Annotated in this window: 14 protein-coding genes; 8 read left to right on the top strand and 6 right to left on the bottom strand. The window is 61.4% G+C overall.

The genetic code is table 11. The features are described 5' to 3' along the window. Positions 1-69: 69 nt before the first annotated feature. Positions 70-558 (bottom strand): GFA family protein, encoded by a 489-nt coding sequence (locus KW846_RS19865; protein ID WP_218484533.1) that lies wholly within the window; start codon positions 556-558, stop codon positions 70-72. A 341-nt stretch (positions 559-899) separates the two neighbouring features. On the opposite strand from KW846_RS19865, the gene KW846_RS19860 reads away from it, so the two are divergent. The 3 genes from KW846_RS19860 to KW846_RS19850 all read left to right on the top strand — a co-directional run bounded on the left by KW846_RS19860 (position 900) and on the right by KW846_RS19850 (position 4,109). After that, the gene (locus KW846_RS19860) at positions 900-1,784 is read left to right on the top strand and encodes a LysR substrate-binding domain-containing protein (RefSeq protein WP_218484531.1); all 885 of its coding nucleotides are present in this window, start codon (positions 900-902) and stop codon (positions 1,782-1,784) included. A 100-nt stretch (positions 1,785-1,884) separates the two neighbouring features. After that, complete coding sequence (aguA, locus tag KW846_RS19855) at positions 1,885-3,009, top strand: agmatine deiminase (protein WP_218484528.1); 1,125 nt, start codon at positions 1,885-1,887, stop codon at positions 3,007-3,009. Between the two features lie 2 nt (positions 3,010-3,011). Beyond that, complete coding sequence (locus tag KW846_RS19850; RefSeq protein ID WP_218484526.1) at positions 3,012-4,109, top strand: extracellular solute-binding protein; 1,098 nt, start codon at positions 3,012-3,014, stop codon at positions 4,107-4,109. 104 nt (positions 4,110-4,213) lie between these two features. Here the strand turns inward: KW846_RS19850 and KW846_RS19845 are convergent, their stop codons facing one another. The 5 genes from KW846_RS19845 to KW846_RS19825 form a co-directional block, all read right to left on the bottom strand. Continuing rightward, a complete protein-coding gene (locus KW846_RS19845; RefSeq protein ID WP_218484524.1) occupies positions 4,214-4,831 on the bottom strand; it encodes a DNA-3-methyladenine glycosylase in 618 nt (205 codons plus the stop codon). 3 nt (positions 4,832-4,834) lie between these two features. Further along, positions 4,835-5,647, bottom strand: a complete 813-nt coding sequence (locus KW846_RS19840) for an isocitrate lyase/phosphoenolpyruvate mutase family protein (RefSeq protein ID WP_218484522.1) — start codon at positions 5,645-5,647, stop codon at positions 4,835-4,837. A 35-nt stretch (positions 5,648-5,682) separates the two neighbouring features. Further along, on the bottom strand, positions 5,683-6,765 hold the full coding sequence (locus tag KW846_RS19835; RefSeq protein WP_218484519.1) for a bifunctional transcriptional activator/DNA repair enzyme AdaA: 1,083 nt from the start codon (positions 6,763-6,765) through the stop codon (positions 5,683-5,685). Positions 6,766-6,927: 162 nt separating this feature from the next. Further along, positions 6,928-7,548, bottom strand: coding sequence for a LysE family translocator (locus KW846_RS19830; RefSeq protein WP_218484517.1), 621 nt, complete (start codon positions 7,546-7,548; stop codon positions 6,928-6,930). Between the two features lie 91 nt (positions 7,549-7,639). Next, on the bottom strand, positions 7,640-8,536 hold the full coding sequence (locus KW846_RS19825) for a DMT family transporter (RefSeq protein WP_218484515.1): 897 nt from the start codon (positions 8,534-8,536) through the stop codon (positions 7,640-7,642). 89 nt (positions 8,537-8,625) lie between these two features. On the opposite strand from KW846_RS19825, the gene KW846_RS19820 reads away from it, so the two are divergent. The 5 genes from KW846_RS19820 to KW846_RS19800 all read left to right on the top strand — a co-directional run bounded on the left by KW846_RS19820 (position 8,626) and on the right by KW846_RS19800 (position 14,847). Beyond that, positions 8,626-9,957 (top strand): PLP-dependent aminotransferase family protein, encoded by a 1,332-nt coding sequence (locus KW846_RS19820; protein ID WP_218484512.1) that lies wholly within the window; start codon positions 8,626-8,628, stop codon positions 9,955-9,957. An 86-nt stretch (positions 9,958-10,043) separates the two neighbouring features. Continuing rightward, positions 10,044-10,640, top strand: a complete 597-nt coding sequence (locus tag KW846_RS19815) for a LysE family translocator (RefSeq protein ID WP_218484510.1) — start codon at positions 10,044-10,046, stop codon at positions 10,638-10,640. A 223-nt stretch (positions 10,641-10,863) separates the two neighbouring features. After that, positions 10,864-13,011, top strand: a complete 2,148-nt coding sequence (locus tag KW846_RS19810) for a lipase family protein (RefSeq protein WP_371321764.1) — start codon at positions 10,864-10,866, stop codon at positions 13,009-13,011. A gap of 28 nt (positions 13,012-13,039) precedes the next feature. Then, complete coding sequence (locus KW846_RS19805) at positions 13,040-13,816, top strand: hypothetical protein (protein ID WP_218484509.1); 777 nt, start codon at positions 13,040-13,042, stop codon at positions 13,814-13,816. Then, positions 13,813-14,847, top strand: coding sequence for a hypothetical protein (locus KW846_RS19800; RefSeq protein ID WP_218484507.1), 1,035 nt, complete (start codon positions 13,813-13,815; stop codon positions 14,845-14,847). The genes KW846_RS19805 and KW846_RS19800 overlap by 4 nt, the downstream gene beginning before the upstream one ends. Positions 14,848-14,854: the final 7 nt, after the last annotated feature.

The following is a 14,854-nucleotide window of genomic DNA, read 5'->3' as shown; positions in this document are numbered from 1 at the left end:
CTTCTGAGGGGTTAACCGAACGAAACATGCAAAGGGGAACTGCCGTCTGAAAAAAATTGATAATTATTCTCAGCGAACCAGGCCGAGACGCTGATGCCACTGGGCGATGGATTCTTCAGGGTACAGATCGAACTGCTGATCCCCGGGCTGCGCCTGGACCTCCACCCACGGCGCTTTCGAGCCGAGCATCAGGTGCGTGTGCTCCGGCGGCACCGGCAGCGGTGTGTCGATGGCAGAGGTGAACGGGTGAATCAATTCCGGCCACTGCGGGCTGAACAGCCACAGGCCCGAACCGCAGACCGCACAGAAATGCCGCTCGGCGCTGCTGCTGTGGGCGCGTTTGTCGCCTTCTTCCTTGAGCCGCGCATGGTAAATCGTGATGTGCTTGCGCCCGCGCACCTTGAGGCTGGCGGCATCGCCACCGAGGTTGATCGCATAGCCGCCACCGCCCTGGGTCTTGCGGCAGATTGAGCAGTAGCAACGCTGGTACGGGTAGGGGTGGGCGCAGGTCAGGCTGAACGACACCGCGCCGCAATGGCAGGAACCTTCGAGTTGCATGGGAGCCTCCGGCTGTCTTGAGCGTACCCGGAACAGCCTAGACCGTTAGCGTGACTCGACAGGCGCGAAAAGCCAGGGTGAGTTCGGCTTCGCCGCTTTGTGCGCGGGTCACGTCCAGCATGTGCCGGGTGCGGGTGGATGTCATGATCCATAAGGGAAGGTGATGGGCGGGTGGATTTGTGGTGAATGGACCGGCCCATTCGCGAGCAAGCCCGCTCCCACATTTAGAATGCAATCCCCTGTGGGAGCGGGCTTGCTCGCGAAGAACGATAACGCAGTCCCACTGGACGCCCGGCAAAGGCCAAGTCAGCATGTCCCCCTCGAAACCGGGACACGACCTGATGCGACGATTACCTTCCCTGGCAGCCCTGCGAACCTTCGAATGCGCCGCCCGCCATGCTCATTTCGGCCGGGCGGCAGCCGAGTTGTGTGTCACCGACAGCGCGGTCAGCCACCAGATTCGCCAGCTCGAGGAGCAGCTCGGTGTGCCGCTGTTCGTGCGCGAAGGCCGGCAGATTCGCCCGACCCTGGCCGCCGGGCGCCTGATGCAGAGTTTGCAGCAGGCGTTCGAACTGATTGGCGATGCCTGCGATGAACTGCGCGATCCTTCATCGCTCGCGGTGCTGCGTCTGGCGGTGACCGCCGAGCTGGCGCAAAAGTGGCTGATGAGCCGTCTCACGGATTTCTATGCGCGCTATTCGCATATCACCCTGCACCTGTACGAACAACCGATCGACGCCACGGCGCCGGGGGAAGACATCGACCTGGCGATCACCTACGGCACCGGCCCGGTGGACAGCAGCGCGTATTTCGTCCGGCCGCTGCCGGCGTTGCAGTTCTTCCCGGTGTGCAGCCCTGGCCTGTTCAACCAGGGCACGCTGAAAACCCCGAAGGACCTGGTCCGTCACTGCCTGCTGCACGACGACCAGGACGGCAAGACCTGGACCGCGTGGCTCACCGGCCATGCCGGTGACCTGCGCCCCGACCGCCAGTTGTATTTCGCCCATGCCGGGCTTGCGCTGGAGGCGGCGGCGCAAGGGCAGGGCGTGGCCATGGGCGACAACCTGACGGCCCAGGAAGATTTGCTCAGCGGCCGCCTGGTACGGCCGTTTACCTCGAGCATGACTGCCCTGGGCCAATACGCGCTGGTGTGCGAGCGGGTGCGGCTGGAGCGTCCGGCCGTGGCGCAGATGCTGGAATGGTTCAACGATCAATTGCTCGATTGATGAGTTGAATTCAAGTATTCCGAAATAATCATCGTTGGCGAGCCAGTCGCCAACGCCCTTAGCCTGTGGTCATTCCAATCCCTGCTGAAGAGGTTTGACCATGGCCCGTTTGCTCGACACCACTCCCAAACAGGACGGTTTCCGTCTGCCCGGCGAATTCGAAGCCAAGTCCGGTTGCTGGCTCGGCTGGCCGGAGCGCACCGACGTCTGGCGCAACGGTGCCAAGCCTGCGCAGAAAGTCTGGGTGCAGATCGTCACCGCCATTTCCATGAGCGAACCGGTCACCGTGTGCGCCTCGGCGGCACAGTTCGCCACCGCGCGCCGCCAGTTGCCGCCGCAGGTGCGTGTGGTGGAAATGACCTGCAACGACACCTGGTTCCGCGACAGCGGCCCGTGCTTTGTGGTCAATGACCAGAGCGGCGAAGTGCGCGGTGTCGACTTCGAATTCAATGCCTACGGCGGGCTCGACGGCGGCCTGTACTACCCGTGGGACAAGGACGACCAGATCGCGGGCAAGATCCTCGAAATCGAACGCTTCGACCGCTATCGCGCCCCCTTGATTGCCGAACTGGGTGGCATCCAGAGCGACGGCCAGGGCAGCATCCTCACCACCGAGCAATGCCTGCTCAATCGCAACCGCAACCAGCATCTGGGCAAGGACGAAGTCACCCGTCGCCTGACCGACTACCTCGGCGCCGAACAGGTGATCTGGCTGCCGCGGGGCTGCAAGTTCGACGAAACCGATGGCCACGTCGACGACCTCGCCTGCTTCGTGCGCCCCGGTGAAGTGGTGCTGCAATGGACCGACAACCGCGACGACCCGCAGTGGGAAATCTATCAGGAAGCCTATGACATCCTGCGCAGCACCCGCGACAGTCGCGGCCGCGAGCTGATCGTGCACAAGCTGCCGCAGCCGGACGTGCTGGAATGGACGGCCGAAGAAGCCGAAGGTCTGGACCAGCAGGACAGCACCCATACCCGCCAGGCCGGGACGAAGATCTGCGCGTCGTACATCAACTACTACGCCGGCAACAGCGCCATCGTGGTACCGCTGTTTGGTGATCGCAACGACAAGGTGGCGCTGGCGACCCTGGCCGAGCTGTTTCCGAAACACAGCATCGTCGGCATCGAAAACTCCCGGGAGATCCTCCTCGGCGGCGGCAACGTCGCGTGCATCACCATGCCGCAGTACGCCGGCACTGCTTGCAACAAAAAGGGAGTTTAAATATGGGCCTGCACAAACTGACTCAAGCAATACTGCTGGTGCTTGCACCCCTGTGTGTGCAGGCCGCCGACACCGCCAAGCCGGTGGTCAACCTGTATATCTGGGGCGAGTACCTGGCCCCGGATACCCTGAAGAACTTCGAGGAAAAAACCGGCATTCATGTGGTGGTCGATCATTTCGATTCCCTGGAAACCGTCGAGACCAAGCTGCTCACCGGCCGCAGTGGCTACGACCTGGTGTTGACGGCGGGGCAGCACCTGTCGCGCGCCATCGAGAGTGGCGCGGTGCAGACGGTCGACAAGCAGCAACTGCCGCATTTCGCCGGCGTCGGCGAGGAGTTCCGCCAGCACATGGCGGTGTTCGATCCGGGCAACCGCTATGCCGGGATCTACGCCTGGGGCACCACGGGCGTGGGTTATCAGGAGCAGGCCGTGAAGCAGCGCCTGGCCGACGCGCCGACCGACAGTTGGGCGATGCTGTTCGACCCGGCCGTGGTCTCGAAATTCGCCGATTGCGGGGTCAGCCTGCTCAATGATCCCAATGAAGTGTTCGCGGCGGTCATGAAGTACATGGGGCTGGACATCAACCGCCAGAACCTCGACGACCTGAAACTCGCCGAGCAGCAACTGGCGAAGATCCGGCCGTACATCCGCTACTTCGACAACGACCTGAACATCAGCGACCTGGCCAACGGCAACACCTGCGTGGCGATGTCGTGGAACGGCAACGTGGGCATCGCGGCGGGCCAGGCCGAGGCGGCGGGCAAACCCTATTCGCTCAAGTACCGGATTCCGAAGGAGGGCACGTTGATCTGGTTCGATGCCATGGTCATTCCCAAGGATGCGCCGCATCCGAAGGCCGGCCTGGCATTGATGGACTACCTGATGACCCCGCAAGTGATTGCGCCGATCACCGACACCATCCATTACGCCAATGCGATCACGGCGGCGGATGGCTTGATCGACCCGGCGATCCGCAATGATCCGGGGACGTATCCACCGGCCGCGGTCAAGGCTTCGCTGTACAGCAAGAATGACAATGGCAAGGCGTTCAACCGGGCGTTGATCCGGGCGTTCAGCCGGTTGAAGTCGGGGTTGTGATGCTGTGTTGACTGGGCTGACGTCTTCGCGAGCAAGCCCGCTCCCACAGGGGATTGCATTTCAAATGTGGGAGCGGGCTTGCTCGCGAAGAACGATAACGCGGTCTACCGCCCGGGCACCCGCCACAAATACCACGCCGCCACCGTCCGGTAAGGGGTCCACGCCGAGCCGATCTCGATCATCTGCTTGCGTGTCGGCTGCACCTGGAGCCCCTTGAGCCGTCGATAACCTTCACGCACGCCAAAGTCGTCGGCCGGCAGGATATCCGGGCGTTCCAGGCTGTAGATCAGCAGCATCTCCACGGTCCAGCGCCCGACGCCGCGCAATGTGATCAACCGCTCGATCAGTGCCTCATCGTCCATGGCCAGCGCCGTGGCGTAATCCGGAACCACACCGTCCAGTGATGCCTGGGCGATACCCTGGATGGTCGCGATCTTGCTCGCGGAAAACCCGCAACTGCGCAATCGGTCGAAGTCCGTGGCGACGATCTGTTCAGGCCGGGGAAAGGCACCCGAACCGAACAGCGCCAGCAGCCGGCCGACAATCGCATCGCCGGCCTTGGCGTGCAGTTGCTGATAGGCAATCGCCCGCACCAGCGACTCATACGGATCACGCGCCGCATGCGGCTGGTGCAGGCAGGGGCCGATGGCGTCGATGTGGCGGCGCCAGTCGTCATCGATGGCGGCCAGGAACTCACTGGCAGCCCGATAGCCGTCGGCCATGGCTCAGGCTTTCCCGGACGGTTTCAACAGGGCGTTGATTTCGCCATAGGTGAAAGCCTTCAGGTTGTGGCTATCGAACTTGCCGGTTTGCAGAAAGCTTTGGGCAATACCGGCCATGGCACCGTAGAGGAATTCGGCGATGCCGGAACCGGCGCTCAGACGGCGTACGCCGAGCGCTTCAAGCGCTTCGGGCGACGGCAGGCCCGGGAACCCCAGCACATTCAATGGCAGCGAGGTGCCGTGGCACAGCGCCTTGATCTCGTACTCGGCGGTAACGCCCGCCGCAAACAGGCAATTGGCACCGGCCGCCTGATACAGCGCGGCGCGCCTGAGGGTTTCGGCGACGCGGTCTTCGGCAGGCACCAGGCCGCGCAGGTAGACATCGGTGCGCGCATTGATGAACAGGTTCACGTTACGTCGATCGGCCACCTGGCGCGCGGTTTCAATCTTGCGGACGAGCAACTCCGGCGGCGAGGAACCGTCTTCGATATTGATCCCGACCGCGCCGGCGGCGATCACCGCGTCAACCACCTGTGCCACCCGTTCCAGGTCATCGGAGTAACCGGCCTCGATGTCCACCGTCAGCGGCACCGAAATGACCCGGGCAATCGACTCGACAGTCGAGACCAAGCGCTCAAGGGGCAGGGTGTTGCCGTCCGGATAGCCATGCACCCAGGCCACCGCGGCGCTGCTGGTGGCCACCGCCTTGTTGCCCAGTTGCTCCACCAGCCGCGCCCCGGCGGCATCGGCGACGTTGGTGAGGATCAGCAAACCCTCGTGATGCAGTTGGTGCAGTTGATGGTCGAGCCTGTCCATCGAGTTTCCTTCCTTATGAAAAGCCTGTGGGGGGATCAGAGCGTCAACTGCTCCGTGAGCTGCACCGCAGCGTTTTCCAGCCTGAGCAGAAACGCCTTGCGCGGCTGGCCTCCAGCGTAGCCGGTCAGCGAGCCGTCGGCGCCGATCACGCGGTGGCACGGCACGACAATCGATAGGCGGTTATGCCCGTTGGCCAGGCCTACCGCCCGGCTGGCACCGGGCTTGCCCAACGTCGCCGCAAGGGTGCCGTAGGTGGTGGTCTGGCCGTAGGGGATCTTCGCCAGTTCCGCCCAGACGCGGCGGGAGAACTCGCTGCCGGGCATGTGCAGGGTAACGCTGAACTCAGTCAGCGTCCCGGCGAAATACGCCGACAATTGCGCTTCGATCTGCTGCAAATGGGTGTTGTGCCCCGGGGCCACGGCATAACCGAAACGGTTTTGCAGCGCTTCGATCGACGGGGTCAGTGAGGCCTGATCGAGAAACTCCAGCAGCACCAGCCCGCGCCGTTCGGCCATGGCGATCATCGGCCCCAGCGGGGTGGTCAGGCGGGTGAACAGCAGCGGCTCGCTGTTGGCCGCGCGACCCGGAGTGATGTGAAACGACTTTTGAAAGGCATCGCGAAAACCGCTCAGGGACTCGTAGCCGGAATCGAAGGCGACGGCGTCGATGGAGTCGCCCTGTTTGATCCCGCCCAACGCCATGCCCAGGCGCCGGGCGCGCAGCCACGCGTGGAAGGTCATGCCGAAATGCTGCTTGAACCAGCGGCGCAGCTTCAGCGGTTCGATGCCTGCGGCCAGTAGCTGGACGTCGGTCCAGCGCTGTTCCGGGTCGGCGTCTACCGATTTGAACAGGCTCTGCACCCAGTCCGGCGCGCTGGCGGCGGTGTCCAGTGGCTTGCAGCGCAGGCAGGCGCGGTAGCCCGCCGCCAGGCATTGCTCGGCGTTGGCAAAGAACTCGACATTCTCAGGCTTCGGGCTGCGGGCGGTGCAGCCGGGGCGGCAGAAGATGCCGGTGGTCTTGACCGCCGTGAAGAACACGCCCTCGTAGGAGGTGTCTCGTTCGAGCATGGCGCGAACCATCTCGGCGCGGGGCGGGAGCAGCGTTTTTTGTAGGTTCATGGGCGCAGCATAGAGGGCGTCATGGGTGGCCTCCACCGGAAAATCGACAGCGAATTCCGATTTTTGCAACGATCCGTAGGAGCTGCCGCAGGCTGCGATCTTTTGATCTTCATCTTGAAAAGCAACATCAAAAGATCGCAGCCTGCGGCAGCTCCTACAGGGTCAGGCGCGTCTGGCCATCAGGAGTACCGAGGCCGCCGCCGACAGCAACCCGGCGCAGCAGCGGTTGAACAGGCGCTTGCCGGACGGCCTGGCGAACCAGCGGCGCATGTGCAGGCCCATGTAGGCATAGGCGCCGATGGCGATCCATTCCAGCACCAGGAACAGCGCGCCCAATACGACGAACTGCGGCGCAATGGCCTGGGTCGAGTCGACGAATTGCGGCAGGAACGCGGTGAAGATCAGGATCGCCTTGGGGTTGCCGGCCGCCACCAGGAACTCCTGCCGGGCCAGTGCCAAGGTGCCCGCTGGCGCACTGGTGACCAGGTTCTCGACAGTGGGATCGGCGCGCCACAACTGCCAGGCGAGGTAGAGCAGATACGCCGCCCCCAGGATCTTGATAGCGTAGAACAACAGTTCTGAAGTTTGCAGCACCACCGCCAACCCCGCCGAGGCCAGGGCAATCATCCCGGCGAACGCCAGCAACCGGCCGATGCCGGCCACGCACGCGGTGCGGTAGCCATAGCGGGTCGAATTGCTGACCGACAGCAGGTTGTTGGGGCCGGGTGCCATGTTGAGGGCGAAGCAGGCCGGCAGAAACAGGGTGAGGGTGGCGAGGTCCATGGTCGGCTCCTGAAGCAAGAGCGCTATTTTTATCACAGCCAGGCGGTGGTCAGACCCATACAGTGATGGGCTTAAACCACCGTATCAGGGCTCATTTGGCGAATTTTTTCGCCCCGGCGACGCACAGGATCACGGCGACGGTCACACCCAGCATGCCGAGGCTGACCTGTTCATGCAGCAGGGTCGCCGCCAGGGTCAACCCGAAAAACGGCTGCAGCAACTGCAACTGCCCAACCGCGGCGATACCCCCTTGGGCCAGGCCGCGATACCAGAACACGAAACCGATCAGCATGCTGAACAGCGAGACGTACGCCAGGCTGAACCAGGCTGGGGTGCTGATGCCGCTGAACGAAGCCGGCATGCGCATCCAGCTGAGCAGCGCCACGACCGGCAGCGACAGCACCAGCGCCCAGGAAATCACCTGCCAGCCACCGAGGGTGCGCGACAGCTTCGCGCCTTCGGCATAACCCAGGCCACAGGCAAGGATCGCCAGCAGCATCAGGATGTCGCCCTGCGGGGAGGCGCTCAGCCCCTGGGACAGGGCAAAGCCGACCACCAACAGGCTACCCAGCACCGAGAAAATCCAGAACGCCGCCCGTGGTCGCTCGCCGCCGCGCAGCACGCCAAACACCGCCGTCGCCAGAGGCAACAGGCCGACGAAGACGATGGAGTGCGCGGACGTCACGTATTGCAGCGCCAGGGCTGTCAGCAGGGGGAACCCGATGACCACGCCGAGGGCGACTATGATCAGCGGGACCAGTTGCTGGCGCGCCGGACGTTTTTCCTTGAATACTCCCAGCAGGCACAGCGCCAGGATCGCCGCGATGGTCGCCCGCGCAACCGTCAGGAACACCGGGTCGAATTCCAGCACCGCCACCCTGGTCGCCGGCAGCGAGCCGCTGAAAATCACCACGCCGATCAGTCCGTTGATCCAGCCGCTGGTAGTGGTTTCCAGCGTCCGGTGTTGCAGGTTCGAAGTCCGTTCCATTTGGCTCACGCTCATTGTCTGATTGCACGAAACCCATCGTATGAGCGAGTATCGATACAATCAAAAAATTGTCATGGATACATCTCGACATGCCTCGATCCCGTTATAAAACGCTGGTGGATGCCTTTGCCGCCGACATCCGTTCCGGGTGTTTGCCGCCGGGCACGCGCCTGCCGACGCACCGGCAACTGGCAACCGAGCACGGTCTGGCGCTGGTCACCGCCAGCCGGGTCTATGCCGAGCTGGAGGGCATGGGCCTGGTCAGTGGTGAAACCGGTCGCGGGACCTTTGTCAGGGAGACCTCGCTGCCGCCGGGGCAGGGCATTTCGCAGCACGTGGTGGCGGCGGGGATGATTGACCTGAATTTCAACTACCCGTCATTGCCCGGCCAGGCCGATCTGCTGCGCCATGCCCTGCGTCAACTGGCGTTGTCCGGTGACCTGGAGGCGCTCCTGCGTTACCAGCCCCACGCGGGGCGCCTGCATGAGCGGGCCTCGGTCGCCCGTCATCTGGACGAGCGCGGGCTGAACGTGCCGGCCGAGCAGGTGTTGATCGTCAGCGGCGCCCAGCATGGCCTGGCGGTGACGATGATGACGCTACTCAAGCCCGGCGATGTCATCGCCGCCGATGCGCTGACCTATCCCGGTTTCAAGACGCTGGCCGAAACCCTGCATCTGGAAGTCTTGCCCATTCCGGTCACCGATACCGGGCCTGATCTGCCCGCGCTGGCAAGACTCTGCCGCAGCCGATCGGTGCGCGCCGTTTATTCGATGCCGACCCTGCATAACCCGCTGGGCTGGGTGATGGACGCCGGGCAGCGCGAGGAACTGGTGGCGATAGCGCGCCAGCATGACCTGACGATCATCGAGGACGCCGCCTACGCGTTCCTGGCCGAAAACGTGCCGCCTCCGCTGGCCGAGCTGGCGCCGGAGAGAACGGTGTACGTGTCCGGTCTGTCGAAGAATATCGCCACCGGCTTGCGCGTCGGCTTTATCGCGGCACCGGCGCAATGGATCGCTGCCTTCGAACGCACCATCATGGCGACCACCTGGAACACCCCCGGCGTGATGACCGCCATCGCCACGGCCTGGCTCGACGATGGCACCGTCCTCCAGCTGGAAGCGCAAAAACGTGCGGACGCCCGGGCCAGGCAAACCCTGGCCCGTGAGGTGTTGGCGGGACTCAGGACCGTCAGTCACCCGAATTCCTACTTCATCTGGTTGCCGTTGGCGGAAGACGCCCGGGCCGACCAGATCGCCATGGCGCTGATGCGCGAGCAAGTGTCGGTGTCGCCGGCCGAGCCCTTTGCGATTTCAGCCCACGTTCCCCACGCGATACGCCTGGCGTTGGGCTCGGTGGACATGGACTCGCTGCGCATTGCCCTGGGCAAAGTGAAAAGCGTCGTCGGTTATTACTCATAGCGCTGCAGGGCAGTTTTGTTCAATACGCGAGCCGCTCGGCTCATTACCTTGAGGGCCTTGTTCAACTCGATGGAAGAAGGTGTGCAATGAGTCTGATGATGTCCATGGCGGCGTTTGCGCTGGTCGCGTCCATCACCCCGGGGCCGGTCAATATTGTGGCGTTGAGCGCCGGCGCGCGGTTTGGCTTCCGGGCCAGCCAGCGTCACGTGGCCGGGGCCACGCTGGGGTTTGTCCTGTTGTTGGTGCTGATGGGGCTGGGCCTGCATGAGCTGTTGCAAAAGTGGCCGGCGTTGACCCAGGGAGTGCAATGGGCCGGCGTGGCCTTTCTGTTGTACATGGCCTTCAAGCTGGCGGCCGACAATGGGCAGGTGCAAGCCAGTGAATCGGCGCAGGCCCCGTCGATGCTGTATGGCGCCGTCATGCAATGGCTCAATCCCAAGGCCTGGCTTGCCTGCGTGGCCGGCATGGGCGCGTTTGTCGCCGATGGCGAGGCTCGTCTGGTCTGGCAGTTTGCCGCGATTTATCTGGTGATCTGTTATGTGTCGGTCGGTTGCTGGGCGTATGCCGGGACGTTTTTGCGCGGGTTTCTGAACAATCCCGCAGGGATGCGGTTGTTCAATCGGGTGATGGCGGCGTTGTTGGTGGTGAGTGCGGTGTATCTGGTGTTGCCAGAGATGCACTGATAGCAGACGTTTTTTGATGCTCATGCTATTCGCAGAAATGCCCTACGCACTTATCAGAAACAGCTTATTTCCATCCTCGTCACCCTCGTAAAAGCTTGCGAGCGTTTGAACGAGGGTGGACCTCCAGTCTCCCTTATCCCTCATACAGACCAAGGATGTCTGGATTTGCTCAACCCCCTGCGGCCCTTCTTCGACCCCAGCAGCGATAGACGACACGTCCACGGTGTTGACGCCGTTCTCGCCCTCAAGGGCGAAAAACGGTCAATTGCAAAACGTGTGGTTGAAAAAGACAAACATCCCTGGCTGTCGAGTAACCCAATGTAAAAGGGCTGATATGAACGACACCTTGCACCGTACGGACACGCTGAACCCTTTCAAGACCGTTACTTGCGGCGCACAAAAACGGCACTGGATCGAGTTCCAGTTGCTGGACGAGCAGGGTGAGCCCCTGGCGAACCTGCCTTGGCGCGCGGTGAATGAGGCCACTCGATGCGGCATCGCTGCCGAATATGCCGGGCAGAGCGATGCCCTGGGGGTGATCCGCATTGAGGGTTTGCACCCGTTACCCATCACCCTGCAGATGCAGGCCGATCCATTGGCGGAACAACTGCAGGGTCGGCGCCTGCGTGCCGTACGGGCCGAGCCACCGCAACCCGGTTTTGGGGATCGCACGCCACTGTATGGTCCGCAGCGCTCGGGCTTCTCGCCGATCGAGCGACAGGCGCTGGTGGAGGGTCATGGCTATCACTACCTGCGCATTGGGCAGTTGTGCGCTCAGCGTCCGACTTTTGTGCCGCCGTTGGAAGACCCTGATCAGCTCCCGGCCTTCCATTTTCCGGACCGGACATTCAGTGGCTTTACCATTGGTGACGAGCAACTGGATCGCCGGCATGTGTTGGAAGTTTGCCCGTTTCGCGCCTGGTCGCTGGTGTTGCATCACCAGGCGGAGTACAGCCTGGCTAACGCCTACAACTTGGGGCTGATGAGCATCTTGGCTTACAGCAATCAGCCCAAAAAGGAACGTGGATCTGTCGAGGAACTTTTTAAAGACCAATGTCAGGATCTGTCGCGCACACCTCGGGTCTGGGATAACGGTCAGGCGTGGCCCTGCTTGGTTACTGACGTGCCCTTCAGTGAGCGCTATATAACGATTAAACCCATCAACACAGCTCAAGCAGAGCCACCGGAAGGTGATACCCAACTGTTTTATGCCATCAGTGCCACCCAGGTGCTGGTTGGCTGGCGTGGCACCGAAACGAATGGTCTGTCCGATCTCATCACCGATGTCACCTTCCGTCCGACCGAGCCGAAGGTTGCGGCCCATTGTGAGCCCAAGGTGCCCTGTGGCGACCTGACCCCAGCAGGCAGCGTGCATATGGGCTTTCGCGATGCCTTCGAGGTAGCCACAAGGAATTATGCGAAAGATTTGGGAGAGATGATTCTGGAAAATGCGTTCGACAAGGAGTTGTTTATCTGCGGCCACAGCCTAGGCGGGGCCTTAGGTCTGATTCATGCAGCTTCGCTGAAAGAACGCAATCCGCTCCTATACACCTACGGCATGCCGCGCACCTTCACCCTCAAGGCCGTACAGTCCTTGAATGAGCTATGGCATTTCCGTCATGTCAACGACACCGACGTCGTCCCTCGCGTCCCCCCCGAGGCGGCGCTGGACAATCATCTGTATGACCTCCACGGCCCGATGGGCACATTGATGGGCCTGGGCTGGTCGGCCCGCCAGGCGCTGGTCAGTGCACTGTTCAAACACGGCGACCCCTTCAGCCATCACGGCGAAGTCGCCATGTTTTTCAGGACCGAACAACACCGGGAGGAACAGATCACGCCGTATCCCGCCTACCGCAATCCACAGGGCGCGCCCTATCGCAGCACCATCACCGTCAAGCTGCAGGAAAAGGCCAAGTTGTACCTTGTGCCCAGCCTGGGCGAGGCCGAAGAGCAGCAGGCCGAACAAGCCCAGGAACGTCTGAACGCGTCGCTGAATCCCGAAAGCCGGGCGAGGTTTTTTCCACAGTACAGCAACCCGGCGGTGGGCCGGATGCTGCGCATTGGCGACCACTTCATGTCGCAGTACCAGCCCTATATCCACAATCAGTTGCTGGAGTCGATCAATCCCGAACGCGAGCCGTTGCTGGAGCGGCAGGTGCAGCGGCGCAAGTTCGAACGGCAGATGCAGGAACACTACGGCAGCATTCCCGAGGATGAATACACCCGTAACAGCGTGTTCCTCGAGTTGCAGAAACTGATCGACCGCGCCTTGCAGGTGACGCTGCAAGCCGAGGGCGGCGGTGAGGCGATACAGCGCTTCGATGCCATCGCCGACCCAAAGGCCTATTACGAAAAAACCTTCGGATAAGCCCGTCAATACGGCAGAGGAAAAAAGCATGCCCCTGAGGATTTCTGTTGGTTTGTTCGTTGTGTTTTTCAGTCTCAGTGGCTGCGGTCAGGATTACAGCCTGTCGCCGCCTGCGGACAGTGAACAGATCACCGTAACGGTCAAAGTCCCCAAGGAGTTGAAAGCGAAAACCATGAAGGTCATGTACCGCTCGGCCACTTGCAAACGCATCTCTCAGGGGCCGAGCGGCCAACGCCTTGAGTCGGACGGCCATCACGGATTTGATGTGCAACTGAAACGTCAGGGGCAGAGCGATCTCTATCAAGTAAAGCTGCCGAAGGATGGTGGCGGTGCATGCCGTTGGCATCTGGCCAATGTGACCTTTGGCGTTGACTATGCTGACCCCTCCCGCTTTGGCGAGAGCGTGACCACTGGAGGGGGAGGAGGAGTGGTCGTGGTCTTTGATCACAAAAACTCGCCACGTGGAGGAACAGGGATCGAAGTCAAAGGGGATTTGACGATCAAGAAGGACTACTACCCTTGGATAATTGAGTCATTTATTGGCAGGTATGAAAAAGATATTAGCCTGCTAGGCGAGAGTCGGACTTACTACTTGAACTATCAGGCACTGCAGGCGAAAGACGTGTACTTTGAACCGATTCTGCATTCCGGATTTCTGGTTCATTCGGTAGGACCTAAAGTAAAGGAAAAGGGTAACTATGCAGTTTTTACTTATCCAGATGGAACTGTAGAGGCCATAGCACGAGCCCAACCCGACTTCCGCAAATTGCAGGCTATACGCCTGGCTGCGGAGCACAAAAAATGACCTCGGTCTATACCAGTGCTTTGACTGTTCTTGCGCTCAGTTTGAACGGCTGCGGTCAGGATTACAGCCTGTCCCCGCCGGCGGACAGTGAACAGATTACCGTGACGGTCAAGGTCCCTAAGGAACTGAAAGCGGAGACCATGCAGGTCATGTACCGCTCAGCCACTTGCAAACGCATCTCTCAGGGGCCGAGCGGCCAGCGTCTTGAATCGGACGGCCATCACGGATTTGATGTGCAACTGAAGCGTCAGGGGCAGAGCGATCTCTATCAAGTCAAGCTGCCGAAGGATGGCGGCGGGGCATGCCGTTGGCATTTGGCCAATGTGATCTTTGGGGTCACTTATGCCGATCCGACTCGCTTTGGCGAGAATGTGACCGCCGGGGCAGGGGGCGGTGTAGTGGTGATATTTGACTACAACAATTCACCACGAGGAGGTGCGGGGATTGAAGTCGATGGGGATTTGACGATCAAGAAGGAATACTACCCTTGGTTAAAAGAGAACTTTTTGGGCGGATACAGTAAGCGTATCAGTCTCGTGGGAGAGGGAAGTATTTATCTCAGCTATCAGGCGTTGCAGGCGCGGCAAGTGTACTTTGAGCCGATACTGCATAGCGACTTTACGGTTTACTCCACCCAACCGAAGGTTAAGAAAAAAGGTAATCACACCACCTTCACGTATCCGGACGGCAGCGTCGTGGCAGATGGCCAATCGCAGCCGGACTTTCTGAAACTACAAATGATCCGCACTGGGCGCGACCGCGATTGTTTCGATGTTTGGCGTTATGCCAACTGTCCAGGCCGCCGTCCACAGCTATTGCCCGATTGGCTTCCCGAGCCCGATCAACCTGGTTTTGGGCGCTACCTCATTGTTGACGAATGGGGTAATAAGCTGCCGTCGTATTTCTATCGGCTGGTCGGCGAGAACGGTGAGGTGTTCCAGGGATTGACCGAGCTCAACGGGCGGACAAACCCATTGCCGGAAAGCGCGCGTGCGCTGAGCAAAGCCGAGTTTCCCGAGCGGGTGTGGTGATGTTTAC

Origin of the sequence: Pseudomonas sp. PDM32, assembly GCF_019219225.1 — a bacterium.
In the GTDB taxonomy this organism is placed as follows: Bacteria; Pseudomonadota; Gammaproteobacteria; order Pseudomonadales; family Pseudomonadaceae; genus Aquipseudomonas; species Aquipseudomonas laurylsulfatiphila.
The sequence above is the reverse complement of the archived record's forward strand: the minus strand, read 5'-3'. Positions and strand labels throughout refer to the sequence as shown.

What these genes read in the sequence shown, in the direction of transcription:
- KW846_RS19865 (WP_218484533.1), bottom strand. Translation starts at nt 558, where the DNA reads ATGCAACTCGAAGGTTCCTGCCATTGCGGCGCGGTGTCGTTCAGCCTG.
- KW846_RS19860 (WP_218484531.1), top strand. Translation starts at nt 900, where the DNA reads ATGCGACGATTACCTTCCCTGGCAGCCCTGCGAACCTTCGAATGCGCC.
- aguA (WP_218484528.1), top strand. Translation starts at nt 1,885, where the DNA reads ATGGCCCGTTTGCTCGACACCACTCCCAAACAGGACGGTTTCCGTCTG.
- KW846_RS19850 (WP_218484526.1), top strand. Translation starts at nt 3,012, where the DNA reads ATGGGCCTGCACAAACTGACTCAAGCAATACTGCTGGTGCTTGCACCC.
- KW846_RS19845 (WP_218484524.1), bottom strand. Translation starts at nt 4,831, where the DNA reads ATGGCCGACGGCTATCGGGCTGCCAGTGAGTTCCTGGCCGCCATCGAT.
- KW846_RS19840 (WP_218484522.1), bottom strand. Translation starts at nt 5,647, where the DNA reads ATGGACAGGCTCGACCATCAACTGCACCAACTGCATCACGAGGGTTTG.
- KW846_RS19835 (WP_218484519.1), bottom strand. Translation starts at nt 6,765, where the DNA reads ATGAACCTACAAAAAACGCTGCTCCCGCCCCGCGCCGAGATGGTTCGC.
- KW846_RS19830 (WP_218484517.1), bottom strand. Translation starts at nt 7,548, where the DNA reads ATGGACCTCGCCACCCTCACCCTGTTTCTGCCGGCCTGCTTCGCCCTC.
- KW846_RS19825 (WP_218484515.1), bottom strand. Translation starts at nt 8,536, where the DNA reads ATGGAACGGACTTCGAACCTGCAACACCGGACGCTGGAAACCACTACC.
- KW846_RS19820 (WP_218484512.1), top strand. Translation starts at nt 8,626, where the DNA reads ATGCCTCGATCCCGTTATAAAACGCTGGTGGATGCCTTTGCCGCCGAC.
- KW846_RS19815 (WP_218484510.1), top strand. Translation starts at nt 10,044, where the DNA reads ATGAGTCTGATGATGTCCATGGCGGCGTTTGCGCTGGTCGCGTCCATC.
- KW846_RS19805 (WP_218484509.1), top strand. Translation starts at nt 13,040, where the DNA reads ATGCCCCTGAGGATTTCTGTTGGTTTGTTCGTTGTGTTTTTCAGTCTC.
- KW846_RS19800 (WP_218484507.1), top strand. Translation starts at nt 13,813, where the DNA reads ATGACCTCGGTCTATACCAGTGCTTTGACTGTTCTTGCGCTCAGTTTG.